Raw genomic sequence first — 368 nt, 5'->3', positions numbered from 1 at the left:
TACGAAGTGGTATGTCCGTTCTTATCGCGGAACTCGGTCAAGCTGTGTCCGGAGTAGGTATAGGTTTCCGTATTGCCGAGCGCGTCCGTGATAGACGCAATATCGCCGCCCGCTGTATAAGTCAGCGTCATAGCGGTATTGTCCGCATAGCGAACTTTCGTCACATTGCCATTGCTGTCATACTCGTATGCGGTTGCACCGTTCAGACGGTCGCTTGCAGAGTTGGCGCGATAATCGCCGTCATAGGTGTTGGCGGTGGTGTATTCCGTGCCGTCGATAACTGTTCCGATTTTCTGGATGTTGCGGTGATTATCGTAGTAGTAGCGCGTTTCAAGCCCATTAGCATCTACACAGGTCGTAACACGCGC

General features: G+C 52.4%; 1 protein-coding gene. It reads right to left on the bottom strand.

Annotated features, from left to right (window positions below; translation table 11 throughout):
* Positions 1 to 368 (bottom strand): hypothetical protein (locus DW724_RS15855; RefSeq protein WP_442861301.1); only part of this gene is annotated, 368 nt, incomplete at both ends.

The sequence above is a fragment of the Butyricicoccus sp. AM27-36 genome, assembly GCF_003480945.1.
Lineage (GTDB): Bacteria > Bacillota > Clostridia > Oscillospirales > Butyricicoccaceae > Agathobaculum > Agathobaculum butyriciproducens.
This window is presented reverse-complemented; position numbering and strand designations above follow the sequence as displayed.